We start from the raw sequence: 15,231 nt of genomic DNA, 5'->3' as shown, positions 1-15,231 counted from the left end.
TATGTATTAACCAAAGAAGAAGGTGGTCGTCATACCCCATTCTTCAAAAACTATCGCCCTCAATTCTATGTACGGACAACCGACGTAACAGGAACCATCAAAGACTATACCTCCGACGATGGAGATGCAGTAGAAATGGTTATGCCAGGCGATCGCATTAAAATTGAGATTTAGAAATGTAAATCCCAGTCTGAATATGCTAAATATTGACTTTCTTGGAGTTCATACCAAAGTTGTTCATCAGGAGTTAGTTCAGTACTTTTTTCTACGTCGTCTGAGATGAGCAAACAAGACAACCAAGCATCGAGATAAGCTATTGTTGAATGAGACGCATTTTTTTTAAAGAGTTTGCCATACAAAGTTCCTCTTGTTCACTGATTATTTAACCAGTGCGTTGCACTGCTCTTATATTTTGATTAAACAAAAATACAATTTAGCTAAAATTTTTAGGAGATAAATAAACCTTTTAGTATTTAGTCAATTGATTTAATAGATAGAGATTTAACTGGACTTTTAGGTTTAGTCAAATCTCTAAAAAACGTTGTGATAGGCTAATTTAGCTACTCATTTAATCCGAAGATGATAATTTCTCGGCATAACTTTAGCGATTAAGCGTCCTTGTAGATCTCGAATTTCACCTAGATTAATAGTTGCATCAATTAATTCCGTTCTTTTTAAGCGAGGGACATATTCTAGATATTCTTGAGGAAAATCTTGCTCTTTTAAGTTAGGATTAATCCAAATTGGAGGTAGTCCTCCATTCAGGCATAAGCTAACTTTAGAGAGCTTACCTTCTAATTTTTTACCTCGTTCGCCAAGCTGTTCAAATCGACGTTCCATAAATTCTTGAAGCTTTGATTTAAGCCATTTGACGGTTGTTTCGTTGGTATTCGCCAGAGATTGAATTCGTTGAGCTTCTTCTTTTTGATATTTGACTTGAGTTTCATATTTTCGGATAGCTGTTGTATATAAATCTATCTTTTCCTCTATTCGGGGAAAAAGATGTTCTTCTAAATGAGATTCGGCAAAATTTTTAGATTGCTCATCATCTGATTCTAAAGCATCTAAAATTAGTTCTAGTTCTTCATCGAGTTGGTAGAGGGTTTCTAGCATCAATAACCTTGCAATCTTTCAAATGATTCTTGGCTGATTTTTCCTATATTAAGCCGTTGTAACAGTTATTTAGTCACGGCTGCTTTTTGCTTCTCATTGAGTTGAAAAATATTATAGGAGCTTTGGGTTAAGCAGTAGAGAGAGTTTAGCTAACTTCTAATAAACGATTAGTCAAAAAATTGATAATAATCGCTTTATGTTGATTAACTCTCTCCGTCAAAAAATGAATTGTTTTTTTAGTTTGAGTTGAGCGTTTATTAATTAAAGCTCCTCAGTTGCTTCAAGACTTCTAGTCAATTCTGTCTCTTGGAACCACATAAGTTCTTGAGTTCCTTGTTGAAGACGAATTCCATACAACCATTGTGATTGGTCATGGGTTTCTACAAGTTCTAACGCACAAATTAGAAAAGAGTCAGTTGTCCCTTTTAAGAAGACTTGTTCACCAAAAGTAAATTGAGGATGAATTGTTAAAGGTGATAAAGGTTTAAATTCAATAGTAATAAGATATTTTTCATCTTCAGGCTCAGTACGATATTCAATGTAAGGAATACCATGTGATTCAACGGTTTGAGCTTCGTAATAAGACATAATACTTTTGTTAATTCAAGAGGTAATCATTCCCTGCAACGCAGGGAAAAAAGATAAATTATTTAGCAAATTTATTAAAATTAGCTCGAGATAATCCAAAAGAATTTAATGTCATAAGTTTCTCCTCTTTGTTCAAGCCTCCCTGATACTGCAAAGATTGTAGAAAATTATAGTAGATAGTGTCGAGATTAAATCTAGAGTCAAAATATTTCTGACAAAGATTAAAGTGAAAAAATAAAAAGAATTTAAGCAAGGCACAATTGGGATTTATGGCTCAAGAAAGGATCGAGGTAAAAAGGAGGAACAAATATGGGATTTACTGACTAATCTTCTTCATTTCTTAAAAGGAGTAGCCGTCTATAAAAAACGAGATGGACTTGATGCTATGTTCAAATATTGTAAAAGTAGAGGCTATAACGACTAAGGGGTCAAAAGCTTTTTTATAAAGAGCAACTATAATGGTTTTATTAATCTTTTTAGCTTATACATTTTCAGCTTTAAAAGGACGAGTTCTTCGATGGAAGAGACAAAAAAATATATCGGTCGTTTGAAAAAAATGAAAAATAGTGACTTTTAGCTCGGTTTAGACGAGGATATTTGGATAATTTATCAGACATTTATGACGAATTGGGTAGAACAATTAATGAGTCTCAATTTCAATAAACTGCCATTTTATAGCAGGAGCTGAAGGCTATGAATAATAGATGCGGCGTTCCAAGCATTGCATGTTGGAGGATTAGGTGTTCAACATAGGCAGAATGAAATCGCAGAAGTTGATCAACTAACAAAAACTTTGAGCATCTTTGGAGCAAGTAGAGCTTCTGATTTGATGAAAGCAATTGAACGGCGGCTACTCATGCCGCTTGAAAGATAAGAATCCTAAATTGCCCAAGTCTGCCAGATGCACTCAAATCTACAGCCAATTCGATTATTCTTTTACTTCAACATCTCTATTGCCACAGGAGCAGTTAGTGTACCTAAGCGTTTTTATACAGCCCGTCCAAATAGAGAACGTATGCAAACTTTTATGTAAATCGCTCCTCAAGCATAAAACACATACATTAAACGCAGTATAAGCTTTAACTTACGTTCTGAACTGACATTTATAAATAAATTTAGCTTTAATCATTGACAATGTCAGATTAGCAAGATAACTTGATAGTAGAAATCAATTCCGACTACCAAAGGCAAAATACTATGCCCGATGGAGATATTGTTCATAGTGGACTCAGGCGGCTTTATCAGAAGCCATACAAATGGCTTTGTGAAGGAAAGGCAACCAGTAATGAATGCGCTCGGGTTGTGCTAAAGAAACTTAAGCAAGACATTAAGGATAAAGGTGATCTTCCCGTTATGCTTGCTCAAAGCATGGCGGAAATACTTGTCCAAGCTATCAGTGCTGTCAACAAACTTGAAGCAGAAGACTATGCTACTTTGAGTATGGAATTTGATAAGTTAGTACAGCAATCTAATGGGCGACCAGGTCTTAAAGAACTTGTTCTAAGAGCTGCTAAAAGTGTTCTTCACGATTTTAGATATGGTCAACAAGTAGACGTTGGTAATCCTTCAGTTGTAATTCTAAGACGGTATATGAATGAAGTATATGAATCAGAATTTAGAGAGCGCATTTCCCTAACTATTGAACATTATGCTGGTGTTGCTCGAACAACTCTTTCAAAACGTGTTCAAGAAATACAGCCAAATATCAATATTGCTATCAACAAATGGGCTAAAGATGCAATTAATAAACAAAGTATAGCTAAATTGTCTCTACCCCGGCGTTCTTCTCGGAAAGCAATAGATCTCAATGAGGATCTTCTAGCAGGCCAAATATTATGAATAATCATAAAACACACGATTGTGACTATACCTTAATTTTTAGCTCCGTAGCGAATAGTAATGGAAATGTTCAATTTATCAAGCATGTCAGAGATGAAGTTAACCTAATAGGACTTACAGTGGATGACAGAGGGTTTGGATGGCGGGTACAACAAAAGTTTCCATCGCCCATTGCTGACCTGATTGATCTTGCTGTTGCAATTCATGCAACAGATCGTCTTACCTTTCAAAATCTACGACAAAAACAGACTCGCATTCGTGTAATTCTTCCAGTACGTCACCCAGAGTTACTAAGTACCACTTCCTTACAGGAGAAACTTTCTGATTTGCTTGAGTGGGCTACTGGAAGTCTATGGTTATTCGATTTTAACAAAAGGCTTGACTCAGGACGTATTGTAGAACAGCAACCTCTTCTTGAAGCAACAGATCCTTACGTAGATGAGGTGACACTCTGGAGTGGGGGACTTGATGCACTTGCTGGTCTTTATACTCGCCTTAAAACAAATCATGAGGGTTCGTTTATGCTGTTTGGAACGGGTAGCAGCGATAACGTTTACGCTCGTCAAGAACAGGTATTTAAAGTACTTCAACCTTCTTTTCCCAATCAACTAAATCTTTGCCGTGTTCCAATCCGTTTCTCTGAGAGTAGCCTGCATAAAAAGAATAAGATTTCGCGTGCGCGAGGCATTGTATTTATGTTACTGGGTGCGGCTTGTGCATACTTAATGAATCAGCGAGTTTTGTACTTATACGAAAATGGAATTGGAGCAATTAACCTTCCATATAGTAAATCTGCTGTAGGACTCGATCACTCCCGATCAGTTCACCCATTAACATTGCTAAAGGTAAGTGACACCATTTCAGAGCTTTTAGGAGAAGAATTTAGGGTGAAAAACCCTTTCCTTTTCTGGACTAAAGCCGAAATGTGCAAGACATTGACTAAAGATGTGAGAAATGACTTGCCGTCGTTAACGATGTCATGTGATAGGCCACATCGTCAGCAACCCATTCAATGTGGATACTGCTCATCTTGCATCTTGAGAAAACAAGCACTTGCTGCTTCAACGATCAAAGACCAAACTCGTTACGTAGTACCTCATGGGAGAAAACCAGCAGGAGAAACGAGCTTACATCTGCGACATATGCTAGCCCAAGTGTCTACTCTTCGAGGTTTACTAGATGTTTCAGACACTCCTAATCTTCAATGGGCATCTTTAACTCAAAGATTTCCAGAATTGGATGATATTGTAGATCGGGTGGCGATAACAGAAAATTTAATGCCTACTGATATGCAAAAATATTTGATTCGACTATACCAAACCTATATCGCAGAGTGGAACATTGTAGGGTTTCGCATCTCGGCAGATATCTTGAATCAAATTAGTAATGGCCAAACAACGGATGATTATCTGGTTGCTGCTCAACAAGGCTGAAGGAGAAATACTATGGCTACAAATATTCTGGACAATATTGACCTGAAAAATCTAGGAGAACTTCTGCAACAGGCGCGTAAGAAGTGCAATATGACTCAAGCTGATGCTGCTAAAGTTATTGATGCTGCGCGTACTACTATCGTTGCTATTGAGAAAGGAGAACGTCGCCTTAAACCAAATGAGTTGATTAAACTGGCTCGTGCTTACGGGCGAGCAGTTAGTGATTTTGTTCGCTCTAACCCTGTCATTGAGCCTTTCGAGGTTCAGTTTCGAGCTACTTATCAGCGTAATGAGAAGGAAGAAGAACGAATTAAGCCAATCATCCAGCGTTTAGAAGAGTTATGTCGTAACTATCTAGAGCTTGAAAAAATTATGGATGCTCCTCTTCCTCGGAACTATCCTCATGAGTATGACGTAACCGATATGCCAATAGAAGCTGCCGCTGAGAGTATTGCGATCGCGGAACGGCAGCGACTTGGGCTTGGAGATAGTCCAATTCCACTCCTGCGAAACATCCTAGAACAGAGTGTAGGTCTCCGAATTTTTTACCTGAAGATGCCAGCAAAATACTCAGAAATTTATAGCTATGATGAGCAGCTTGGTGGCTGTATGGCGATTAATTTAGATCACTATGAAGAAAGGCGACGTTGGTCGATGGCTCATGGATACCTTCATTTTCTTGCTCATAGAAGAAAGCCTGTAGTTGATTTTGAGGGACAATATCAACGAATACCAGAGAGTGAGCGACTAGCTGAGGCTTTTCCAAAATATTTTTTAATGCCCACAAGTAGTTTACTCAGACGCTTTAATGATATGTATCGTACTCATGACAAGTTCACTCCAACTAATCTGTTTACGCTTGCCCATTACTATGGTGTATCTATAGAAGCACTTGTTTATCGATTGGAAGAAATGAGGCTTTTGCCGTCTGGGACTTGGGATCGGTTACGTGATCGAGGATTGAAGGTAAGAAAGGTACAGCAAGAGCTAGACTTAAAAGAAATCCAACAGCGTGCTGATATAGTACCCATTCACTATCAACACCTTGCAATTGAGGCTTTAGATCAAGGACTTATAACTGAAGGGCGATTTGCAGATCTCCTCGGTGTTGATCGCTTGGAAGCTCGGCGTATTGCAGAAGCCTTACGTGAGCATTCAAGCGGAATAATGGAAGAAACTGCTCATTTAGATTTGCGTCAAGTATAGAAATTTGGGAGATTAGGTTATGCAAATTAAACACTCCCATGTAGTTCTTGACGCTTGTTGCGTTCTGAACTTCTGTGCTTCGGGGCATTTCATTGCAATTTTGAAGTCTATCCCTGCTCAGGTTGTGGTTAGCGAAGTTGTGAGAGAGAAAGAACTGATAACCCTTCAACGCCTCAAAGACGAAGAGAATGAAGATGCAATTCAGTTTGAGACAGCCATTACACAGGGTTTACTTTTAGTAGTGGATTTTGAGACAGAATTAGAGGAAGAAACATTTGTAAACTATGCTTTTGAACTAGGTGATGATGGTGAGTCTGCAACTTGTGCTATTTCAATTAACCGAGGGTGGGCAATTGCTACTGATGATAGAAAAGCAGTTTCATTTTCTCAAAAAGAAGCACCTCATTTACAAATTTTATCAACCTTAGAAATAATTAAAAATTGGTCAGAAAAGACAAATCCTGCTTTGACTGAATTACGCGCTATACTAACTGCTATTAGGATTAAAGGACGATATAGACCGTCTAGAAGTCATCCTTTGTTCAGTTGGTGGGAGAATTTGATACAGTGAGCTTAACAGGTTATGAAGAGCTAAACCAAATATTTACGAGTAACCTAAAAAGGCTGTATAACTATTAATTAATATGCGGAAAGTTTCTGTTTAAGATTATAGAGATGGTGGATAAGCGAAACGTTTCTAGCAAGTAAAGCAGAAAATGAAACCATTGTTGTGCAAGAATCATCTGGAGAATGGACATCAATTCAAAAATTATTTAAAAGGTGCTATTATTAAATAATATTAAAATAAAAATATATAATTTATTATTAGCTTTAGAGCAAAGTATTAAACTATGTATGAATTACCTATTAACAGAAGAAAGTTTAAAAGTTTAGTAGAACAAGCTAGGCACTATAATATATATCCAATATATCTACCAAACTACTTATTTCCTCTAAACCAACATCCGATTAGTGAACTAATGGGTGAACTGGTTGATGAAGCTTTTAGTTACTTATCTTGTTCTACTGATACAGAGATTGAACAATTAATAAGCAGTTTTCCTGATGGTGTTTTCATGATGCTTGGCCGGAATTCTAAATGGGATAATGATCACCAAAAAAATAGACTTGCTGTTTATTATATAGTCACCGAAGTTCAACGCAGCTACTTATCTTTTAAAAAGGTTGTTAATCAAAGTAATGAAAACAGTAAAGTTTTTGAAATTTATCCTGAGCTTAAAAATAAGTTAGATAAAGATAACTTACTTTACATTGATGATAATTTTACGTTGATGGAGGGAGGAATAGAATATAAAAATCACATTCTTCATTACCATCAATTTCTTCGGAGAGGGTATAGCTCTAATCCAAACTTTAATTTTCTGGGAGCTTTACAAGCCTTTTATATGTTCACGAAAACAAAGAATCAATTTCGTATTGCGATAGATCATCAAAGAATTATGCCGAAAGATTTTTATCAGCAAATCATTGAACTTGATACTTGGTATGGAGTTCCTTTTGATGAAGAAAATTTAGACGAGCAAAATAGCGTTGGTTTAGCCATAGTTAAAAGAAATGAAAATTCTTTATTTGAGCCAGAAGGAATTAGTCTTGATCGAATTGAATTTTTTTGAAGTTTTAGAAATATCAAATATTAAGATTTCTTTTGAAAGTTATTACTTTAACAAGTATGTTCATAGTGAACGAGACATTAATCAAAAAATCTTGCGTCATGTTGATGGAGCAGTGAAAATTTATTTAAAAGCTCACTACGAGCAACGTCAACATTCATCATTACCTAATCATGATAGCTATAAAAAAATTAAGCTTTGGAGGATAGATGGTGATATTGATATAAAAGTTTGGATTGAACTCATATCTTTATTCTTCAAAGGTAACGAAATGATTTTAGAATACTTTAATCCAGTAGAATTTGAGAAACGATTTGACTTACGGATTAGAGACTTTAAAACTTGGAAAAGCCAACAAACTGATATAATTTAACATATTAACGTATTAAGCTAAAATCTTAATTCTTTTTTTATTTTTTGGAAAAATAAAATTATGCAAAATTATTGAAACGTTGTGTATTGGTGTATTGTATAAAATCTAATAAGCCTTACCGTTATCGAGGTGAGATCCAGTAAGGAGAATACGCGCTGCCTTCGGCAGATCCGCAAGCGGATCGCTCCATTGCGGATTAGCATCGCCTATATTTATACTCACCCCCTCATGTTCTTAATCAGACCATAGGACTGCTCAAAGAGACATTTCACCGTACCAGTGCTGCCATGTCTCGATTTGCTGACAATTAGCTCTAGTACTTCTCGCTCTGGCGTATCAGGGTTGTAATATCCATCTCGGTAAGCCATGATGATGTTATCAGCCACCATTTCTAGAATTCCCGACTGACTTAAATCAGCCATCGTCGGACGTTTGTTATTTCGCGTCTCTACGGCTCTTGAAATCTGACTAAGAGCAAGAATCGGTACATTGAGATCTCCTGCCATCTTATAAAGTTCACGAGCCACATCCCCAAGTTCATAACTTCGATTGCCCTCTCTAGTATCACTTGCCATCATCTGTAAATAATCGACGACCACTAAACCTAGTTTTTTTCCTTCACTAATTAGATGACGGCATTCTGAAGCCATTCCGCTAACCGTAATCCCTCGATCATCATTAAAGTAAAGCGGTAATTCAGTTGCTACTCCCAAAACCTTAATAATCGTATCCATCTCAGCTTGAGATAACTTTTGCCTATTCGCCCGATGTTGACGGATGCGCTCGCTCATCAATGGAAGTGAATTAAGATGACGATAAGCAGGATGAACACTCAGCAAACTCCACAAACGATATTCTAGTTGTTTAGCTGTCATCTCCAGTGAGAAAAACAAAACAGATAATTCATGCTTGACGATCATCTGTAAAGTGAGAAACATCGCGCAAAATGATTTTCCCATTGATGGTCGTCCTGCAAGTATTGTCAGCGTTCCTGGCTCAAATCCAGCAATCAATTCATCAAGATCATAGATTCCAGTCGGATAAATCGGATTTTCATTTTCTAGCTCATTGAAAGCCGCAATCGCTACATCAAGATTAGGCTGTGTTTTTGATGACTGCTTTCGGTTAGAGACTTGAAATAACTGCTGTTCTGATTGGTAAAGAATTGTATTAAGCTCACTCGTGGTGTCATGAGCCAAATCATGAATCTGCATTCCCGTTCGACTCAGTTCCCGTCGCAGATACTTATCCATCACCAAAGCGGCATAGCGATCAATGTTGATGGCTGAAACAGTACGATCTACCAACTGCGCCAGTCGTGCTAAACCACCAACCCAGTTGAGTTCCCCAAAATCAGCTAAATAAGCTGAAACTGTCATCAAGTCAGTGGGTTGCCCGTTGCGATGGAGAGCGATCGCAGCTTTATAGATCTTGCGATGAGCTTCAACGTAAAACGCCTCGGCGGGAAGTTCATTGATGATTCGGTCTAAAGCTTTTGGGTCAAGAAGGATACCGCCTAAAATGGCTTCTTCAGTTTCAATGTTTTGCGGAGGTAAACGGTCAGACATCAGGGTTTTCCTCCTGATTTAGCTCGGTTTCCTTCTCATGTTCATTATCAGCAAGTGTTTCGGGTTTTTCCTCGTTTTCGTGCAATGAAGCGTAATAAGCCAGCACTTCTTGTCGTTGTTGCTCGATTTCTTCATGTAAACTAAGGCATTGTGTTGTTTTTGAGCCGTCTAAATTTTCGTGGCACGATGAGTTTTGATAAGGATCTTTACCTTGACAAGAAAAAATATACATTTTGTAATATACTTCCCAACGATTTTGACCTGCTGCGTTATAAGAGGCCAGCCATGCTTCTAGATCCTTAATCGGTTCACGAAAGTTTTTTATTTCTTGCTTTACAAAATAAAAAAATCTCTCTCGCTCGTCTTCTGAGAGAGTCTTTTTAAAGTCTGAATAAGTCTGAGTAGTCTGAGACGAGGCCAAAACCTCTGTATTTTCAATACTTTCAGCGATTTCTGGCGGCTTATTTAAGCTCTCAGAAAGATTATTTAAACTTTTTTGGGGCTTATTTAAACTCTCAGAAGGATTATTTAAACTTTCTTGGTGCTTATTTAGTCCGACTGCTTGCAGTGTCTTGATTTTAGCCGTTGATATTGTTGTAGTTTTCTTATTTTTCAGTCGTTCAGATTCTTCTCTTGCTTTAGCTGCCGATAAATTATGACCCTGCCAAGCGGTAATCCGATATTCGTATAAACCCAGCTTTTTCAATTTCCTCATATCTTTTTCGATCGTGTCGGGACTAGCCCCAATTTTGGTAGCGATTTCTTGAGGAGAGGGAATAGTGTGATAAATTTTTTCCCCATCGTTCGCTTGATCGGCAAAGGAATCAACCATCATTAAATAGAGCCATAGTCTGAGTTGAGAGCCAGTTAACCTGTTCAAAATCGCTGTAGCGGCATCTTTGTTAGAAATCATGAAATAACCTTGTAATTCTTTTCCGTCAAAGCCTACGGAATATCTGATGTTTCGTTTAGCCATCCTACACCTCCAAAACCGTAGTAAAGGAACGATTTTGCCAACCGTTATCCAAGAGTCGTGCCGCTCGCTGACCGCCGACCAAACCGACTTTCAAAGTCGATTTGCAAGCGGCGGTGCCTTCCGCACTTTGAAAGTCAGCGATACGGCGGTCGACTGCATTCCGCAGGTGTTGATTATTGTTTAAAGGAATTAGATGTCGGTTGAGTGCAGTGGACTGAATGCTTTGTCGTCCATTTCTATGTTGAGTGTTTAAAGCGTTCATGAATGTAATCTCCTGAATTGCTTGTGGGTGTTACGGCTGGAGATTATTTAGGAAAATTTACGCTACAACAATACTCAGTTAACCGCCATAATGGAGGTATTGGAATTTGTTGGTTGATTTTTCAGCAGTACGTTGGCAAGCAATTGCAGTGTTTACAGTTGTGATATGTCCACTAAGTAAAACATTAATCAAGTGATATATTTACTGAGCTTTGTCTGCCGCGTAAATTGTCCTTACGAAAAATCTCCAATTTTCTTCTTTAGCTCTGACGAATAATGGTTTTAGGGAATGAGCGATTGCCAAGAGCGTCGTTTTGTGCTGCGACCGCACTTGGGTAAATTTTGACAAAAAATCTTGCTATCACTGCAATAATGCGTTACGATAGGTGCTATCGCTACTATTACAGCTAGCGTAAATAGTCTATCAAAAGACTTTCGCCAATCGATCAAAAATTAGTTTACATATCTCACCTCCTTTTTTGTATCCTTTCCTTTTTTGGTTGGGTTGAGCGTGAGAAGCCCCTAGGGAAACGTCGTCTGTCTGACTGCCAATCATCGAGACGGCGTTATGGCTTTTTAAGGGAACTTGCTTTCTTTGGTTGCCGCATCGCTCATAATAAGGTTGTCATCTAGTGTACCCTGAAAATCGATAGAGGGAAATAGGGAAAAGAGGACAAATAATACTTTTTGAGTAACAGAATCACGATGCCTGAGTTTTATTTAACTTCCCTTCTAATTGCTTGAGATAGGATCGCAATACACTTTTGCCTTGAAGATTAGCCAAAGGAAGTTGCTCGGAATAGAAAGCGATTAAGAATTTAATTTTGATAGATGATGGAGTAGGTTTGAGCATTGTTTGAATTTATTAGAGAGCATCAAAGGTTGGTCTTACGTTCAACCTGATTTAGTCGTACATATTTAGCCAAAAATCTATGACACCCGTCGGATGATTACTTTTTTGAGTCAAAAGAACGATTAAGCAATCAACCCGCTTCTAAGGGCAATACAAATTAAATGTGCCTTGTCTTTGGCATTTACTTTATCTCGTAAGAGATTGACATACTTTTTAATCGTATTCCGCGAAAGATTCAATTTGTCGGCAATTTCTTCGTAGTTATAGCCATAGGTTAAAAGTGCAAGGATATTTAGTTCTTGTTGAGTAAATTGAACTTTTTGAATAAGGTTATGGTAGAGAGGAACACCTTTAATAGGAAATTGTAGACGCGCTTGTAATTGTTGCTGCAGGAGTTCCTGTAGTTGTTGTCTAAAAGAGATTCCACTACTGATGCAGTAATCACCGTAAGGAGATTTTTGATCAAGCGTGATTGAACAGATGCGAGGATAACGTTGTTTAAGTTGATAGAGAAATCGATCCTGTTGTGGGTGTTGAACCAGCAGAAAATCAGGTCGAATGTGTTCAAGCAACAAAAAAGTTTGTTCGGGTTCGTTCAACGGATGGAGAAATCGAAGGGAATCAATAGTTTCTAAAATTCGTTTGAGTCCTTCAATAAAACAAAGATTATTAGAGACAATTAAAATATCCCATTGAACGACAGAAGAAGTAATAGTATCCAGCATCGATAAAAAAGGAAAAATTAGGCAGGATGTGGGCTTAATCCGAATCCTTTAAACTTAGGTGGGCTATTCTTTTTCTGAGACGGATGACTGATCACATCTAACTGTTCAGGTTGAAAAATTTTAGAAAGACCATTTTGGAGTTTGACTATCCATCCAGAAGAAGATTTTCGCTTGATTTTTCCAATTTGATTAGTATTTTGAACTTTAACCGTCATACCAGGGATAAAAGGGGGTAAGGGTGAAGATGGCGATAAATCCTCCTTATTTAGCACTTCATCGTCGTTAAGTTGCTCTAGAGTTGACTGTTTTTCTAAAGTGTCAACACTTTCTGTTGTTTCTGATTGCTCTAAAATCTCAATTTGAGGCTCGGTTGTAAGCTTTGGAGTTGATTGTATTTTAAGAAATTGAATTTGTTTTGAAAGAGCTTCTTTTTCTAATTTAAGAGTTACATTTTCTCGGGTTAATTGTTCTGTAGCGAGATCTAAATCTTTTTGAGTAAACTGTTTTTTCGGTTTAGGAAGGAGTTTTGCAATGTCGTATCCGAGAAGGTCTGAGGCTTGTACGATATGATCGGTGAGGACTTCTACTGTCGCTAATGTTTGCGCTTGTTCTTTTAGGTTTTTAATTTGCTCAGGATCTTTAAGTTTGAGTTTTTTGACTGTAAATTCCCAGTCATTGTTGGAGGCAACTTCCCCAAGAATTAAATAACGTTTTGGTTTAATGTGAAATAATTGAGCGATTTTACTAATGTCTGTTGAGGTGAGTGCGCCTTGCTTTTGAATAAACTCGTTGAGTTGAGAAAGACAGTTTTTTAGTCCGTCGAGGGGAACTTTTAATAAGGCAACAGCCGCCGACGCGGATAGATATTTGGGAAATTGAAGCTCAAGAATGCTGCTTTGTAGACAATCATCCAAGTTTTCCCACTGTTTAAGCAATTTTAGACAAAGCTCGACAAAAGATTTCCCTTCTTTTTCTCTAAACTCTTTAAAATCATCGGGGGTTAGATTTTCTTGTTGCTGTCGATAGTCTTGACCACACAAAAGATAGTATGAAAGAGAGCGTGCAGAGCCAGGAAAAGAGGCGTAATCTGCACTTTGAGGGGATAAAGTGTGTGTTATCATATCGTTACAATTTTTTAGTTGATAGAGCAAGGCGATTGCTGCGCTCTAATTTTTATTTTCACTCTTAAGTGATAACAAAAAAAAGCATAAGAGTCAAGAAAGCTTACATTGCGTAAAGATTGATTTTCATATATTTATCTAATTTCTGAATAATAGCCTTCAATGTCCTGCTGTACAGGGTTTTCATTGCTCTCTAATTCTTCTTGATTGCCTTCGGTTTGATAACTGTACTGCCAGACGGCTTGTCCTTTCACATCGTTGGTTTGGATAATGGAGGGTAAAGCCATGTGTACGGGTTTGCCATCTGAGCTTTTTAGACGTAAGAATCGTTGCGTTACTATTTTCCCCGATTTTAAAGTTTTAGGAGGGCGAGTTTCTAAAGCAGCGTTTGGGGAAGGTTCAGTGAGTTCCATGTATTGGTTAAGTTGGTTTTCTAGATCTTGAATGATAACGGGTTTGGTTAGAAAGTTACGAACACCATACCAACTGAGTTCTCGCCAAAGTGTCTCAGTGAATTGATATCCGATCGCCCAGAAACCCCTCCACAAACCCAGCCGCTCCATTCCTAAAAAGTGGATCTTTTCTAAAAAATCTAAATACGAATGTTTTTGATTAGCCTTAACTCGATTGTAGGTTTTCGGAAGCGTGAAAATAATAAAATCGATTGGCGGTAGACCTCTTTGACTGGCGATTGGGTCTGCATTGTGAGCTTTAAGGGTATTGAAGCCTTCTTTGAAATCTTTTTTATGAATAAAAATAAATTGATACTTGACTGCTTCTTTTTCGTCTTGAAAATATTTATTGATCTCATCTGAATAGACTCTAGGATTGAAATAACTAACAATTTGACCGGCTGTTTTGATTTCAGGATCAATATACAAAATATGGAGATTCTTCATGCTAACGAGCAAAGACAAAGGAAGCGTTCAATAGCTGCTTGTTTCCTTTATAATACCCAGTTTTATGATTAAATATTTGAGAATCCTACAGATTTAAGCTATTATTTTCTAAAAACTTAGAAAATTTTAAATGTCTAATTTCCCCGAACAAAAGATTGAAGAATGGTTGTTTTTAAGCAAAAAAAGAATAACAGTAGGGGAATTCTGCAGTCGTTGGGTACCCATTATTTACCAAATTAGTCCCGAAGATAGACGATATTCGGCAGCTTGTCTGGATCTACTAGAGCGAATTACGCAAAGGAAAGCAAAAACAATTTATGCTTGGATGGCAGGCACAATCTCTACACCAAGAGACATTGAGAATCTATTAGGGTTGTGCGATTATCTTTTTAAAATCCAACAGAGTCTAGATTTGAGTTAGCTGTTGGAAATCAGAGAATTCTAAATTTTTAGCTAAAGTGTCATATTTGATATTACTTTTGTATTTAGTTGCTTTACTTTGGCAGCCGCAAACCATCAACGCGCAGTCATTAGAAGAAAGAGGATCAATCTTCAAAAAAATTGAGGTACAAGCAACGACCGTTCTCTCTCGTGAGGAAATCGAGGCGATCGCATCTCCTTATCTCAATAAAGCTGTTACCCTCA

General features: G+C 37.5%; 18 protein-coding genes and 1 pseudogene. 10 read left to right on the top strand and 9 right to left on the bottom strand.

Translation table 11 applies throughout. The features are described 5' to 3' along the window. A pseudogene (tuf, locus tag CFPU101_RS23570) lies at positions 1 to 171 on the top strand (elongation factor Tu); the annotation flags it as partial. On the opposite strand, the gene CFPU101_RS23565 reads toward tuf, so the two are convergent. The 3 genes from CFPU101_RS23565 to CFPU101_RS23555 form a co-directional block, all read right to left on the bottom strand. Next, positions 171 to 359 (bottom strand): hypothetical protein, encoded by a 189-nt coding sequence (locus CFPU101_RS23565; protein ID WP_206818093.1) that lies wholly within the window; start codon positions 357 to 359, stop codon positions 171 to 173. The pseudogene tuf and the gene CFPU101_RS23565 sit on opposite strands and share 1 nt — an antisense overlap. Positions 360 to 564: 205 nt before the next feature. Further along, positions 565 to 1,113, bottom strand: a complete 549-nt coding sequence (locus tag CFPU101_RS23560; RefSeq protein ID WP_206818092.1) for a siphovirus Gp157 family protein — start codon at positions 1,111 to 1,113, stop codon at positions 565 to 567. A gap of 261 nt (positions 1,114 to 1,374) precedes the next feature. Continuing rightward, positions 1,375 to 1,701, bottom strand: a complete 327-nt coding sequence (locus tag CFPU101_RS23555) for a hypothetical protein (protein WP_206818091.1) — start codon at positions 1,699 to 1,701, stop codon at positions 1,375 to 1,377. Positions 1,702 to 2,898: 1,197 nt separating this feature from the next. Between CFPU101_RS23555 and CFPU101_RS23550 the strand changes: the two genes are divergently transcribed. From CFPU101_RS23550 to CFPU101_RS23525, 6 genes are all read left to right on the top strand, one after another. After that, positions 2,899 to 3,540: a hypothetical protein gene (locus CFPU101_RS23550; protein ID WP_206818090.1), complete on the top strand. Its 642-nt coding sequence runs from the start codon at positions 2,899 to 2,901 to the stop codon at positions 3,538 to 3,540. Beyond that, positions 3,537 to 4,973 (top strand): 7-cyano-7-deazaguanine synthase, encoded by a 1,437-nt coding sequence (locus CFPU101_RS23545; RefSeq protein WP_206818089.1) that lies wholly within the window; start codon positions 3,537 to 3,539, stop codon positions 4,971 to 4,973. The genes CFPU101_RS23550 and CFPU101_RS23545 overlap by 4 nt, the downstream gene beginning before the upstream one ends. A gap of 12 nt (positions 4,974 to 4,985) precedes the next feature. Next, the gene (locus CFPU101_RS23540) at positions 4,986 to 6,179 is read left to right on the top strand and encodes an XRE family transcriptional regulator (RefSeq protein ID WP_206818088.1); all 1,194 of its coding nucleotides are present in this window, start codon (positions 4,986 to 4,988) and stop codon (positions 6,177 to 6,179) included. A 19-nt stretch (positions 6,180 to 6,198) separates the two neighbouring features. After that, a complete protein-coding gene (locus CFPU101_RS23535; protein WP_206818080.1) occupies positions 6,199 to 6,750 on the top strand; it encodes a hypothetical protein in 552 nt (183 codons plus the stop codon). Between the two features lie 280 nt (positions 6,751 to 7,030). After that, on the top strand, positions 7,031 to 7,813 hold the full coding sequence (locus tag CFPU101_RS23530; protein ID WP_206818079.1) for a hypothetical protein: 783 nt from the start codon (positions 7,031 to 7,033) through the stop codon (positions 7,811 to 7,813). After that, on the top strand, positions 7,791 to 8,183 hold the full coding sequence (locus CFPU101_RS23525; protein WP_206818078.1) for a hypothetical protein: 393 nt from the start codon (positions 7,791 to 7,793) through the stop codon (positions 8,181 to 8,183). The genes CFPU101_RS23530 and CFPU101_RS23525 overlap by 23 nt, the downstream gene beginning before the upstream one ends. A gap of 218 nt (positions 8,184 to 8,401) precedes the next feature. On the opposite strand, the gene dnaB is transcribed toward CFPU101_RS23525, so the two are convergent. Together dnaB and CFPU101_RS23515 are read right to left on the bottom strand one after the other, a co-directional pair. After that, positions 8,402 to 9,751, bottom strand: a complete 1,350-nt coding sequence (gene dnaB / locus CFPU101_RS23520) for a replicative DNA helicase (protein ID WP_242578222.1) — start codon at positions 9,749 to 9,751, stop codon at positions 8,402 to 8,404. Then, positions 9,744 to 10,727, bottom strand: a complete 984-nt coding sequence (locus CFPU101_RS23515; protein ID WP_206818077.1) for a hypothetical protein — start codon at positions 10,725 to 10,727, stop codon at positions 9,744 to 9,746. The genes dnaB and CFPU101_RS23515 overlap by 8 nt, the downstream gene beginning before the upstream one ends. A gap of 34 nt (positions 10,728 to 10,761) precedes the next feature. Between CFPU101_RS23515 and CFPU101_RS23510 the strand changes: the two genes are divergently transcribed. After that, a complete protein-coding gene (locus tag CFPU101_RS23510) occupies positions 10,762 to 10,911 on the top strand; it encodes a hypothetical protein (protein ID WP_206818076.1) in 150 nt (49 codons plus the stop codon). Between the two features lie 777 nt (positions 10,912 to 11,688). On the opposite strand, the gene CFPU101_RS23505 is transcribed toward CFPU101_RS23510, so the two are convergent. The 4 genes from CFPU101_RS23505 to CFPU101_RS23490 all read right to left on the bottom strand — a co-directional run bounded on the left by CFPU101_RS23505 (position 11,689) and on the right by CFPU101_RS23490 (position 14,586). Next, the gene (locus CFPU101_RS23505; RefSeq protein ID WP_206818075.1) at positions 11,689 to 11,841 is read right to left on the bottom strand and encodes a hypothetical protein; all 153 of its coding nucleotides are present in this window, start codon (positions 11,839 to 11,841) and stop codon (positions 11,689 to 11,691) included. A 122-nt stretch (positions 11,842 to 11,963) separates the two neighbouring features. After that, a complete protein-coding gene (locus tag CFPU101_RS23500; protein ID WP_206818074.1) occupies positions 11,964 to 12,566 on the bottom strand; it encodes a response regulator transcription factor in 603 nt (200 codons plus the stop codon). Positions 12,567 to 12,583: 17 nt separating this feature from the next. After that, positions 12,584 to 13,687 (bottom strand): hypothetical protein, encoded by a 1,104-nt coding sequence (locus tag CFPU101_RS23495; protein WP_206818073.1) that lies wholly within the window; start codon positions 13,685 to 13,687, stop codon positions 12,584 to 12,586. Positions 13,688 to 13,821: 134 nt separating this feature from the next. Then, on the bottom strand, positions 13,822 to 14,586 hold the full coding sequence (locus CFPU101_RS23490; RefSeq protein ID WP_206818072.1) for a hypothetical protein: 765 nt from the start codon (positions 14,584 to 14,586) through the stop codon (positions 13,822 to 13,824). 130 nt (positions 14,587 to 14,716) lie between these two features. On the opposite strand from CFPU101_RS23490, the gene CFPU101_RS23485 reads away from it, so the two are divergent. After that, positions 14,717 to 15,007, top strand: a complete 291-nt coding sequence (locus CFPU101_RS23485) for a hypothetical protein (RefSeq protein ID WP_206818071.1) — start codon at positions 14,717 to 14,719, stop codon at positions 15,005 to 15,007. Between the two features lie 37 nt (positions 15,008 to 15,044). Beyond that, positions 15,045 to 15,231, top strand: a 187-nt coding sequence (locus CFPU101_RS23480) for a hypothetical protein (RefSeq protein ID WP_206818068.1), incomplete at its 3' end; no start/stop codon positions are given.

This window comes from Chroococcus sp. FPU101, assembly GCF_017312365.1.
In the GTDB taxonomy this organism is placed as follows: domain Bacteria; phylum Cyanobacteriota; class Cyanobacteriia; order Cyanobacteriales; family Microcystaceae; genus Chroococcus.
This window is presented reverse-complemented; position numbering and strand designations above follow the sequence as displayed.